The sequence below is a fragment of the Dellaglioa sp. CoH-57-MRSF-20 genome (assembly GCF_056781955.1).
The window spans coordinates 1-379 of record NZ_JBXAXV010000155.1 but is presented as its reverse complement, the minus strand read 5'-3'; the positions used below and the strand labels follow the sequence as shown (position 1 = coordinate 379).

Below are 379 nucleotides of genomic sequence, written 5' to 3'. Positions count from 1 at the left end.
CCATCATCAGTGACCAAGGCCGCTACGAGCGTGCAGCAACCCTCGATCTCGAAACGGGACTTCGTGCGATTCGCGCCGACATGGGTCTTCGCGAAAAGGAGCTTCGCTCGGAAGTTGCACCGGGGCTGTTTGTGCATACCACGAGCAAGCGCCTGCGCTGCTTTGCTAAGCACGGAACGACGTGCAGCGCGTGTGGTGCCGAAGCCTCATACTTCGCGATCGAGCGCACGTATTCGAAGAAAGGCGGCGACGGTCCGTTCCATATGAATATGTGGGGTACCGTCAATGGCAAAGACGTGATATTTACGCACGATCATACGATTAGCCGCCATAACGGTGGGGCGGACGCGCTTCACAACATGACCACGATGTGTGGGCC

Annotated in this window: 1 protein-coding gene; it reads left to right on the top strand. The window is 57.8% G+C overall.

Annotated features, from left to right (window positions below):
- Positions 1-379: hypothetical protein (locus AC1RPN_RS08585; RefSeq protein WP_481763775.1), on the top strand; the 379-nt coding region annotated here is incomplete at both ends.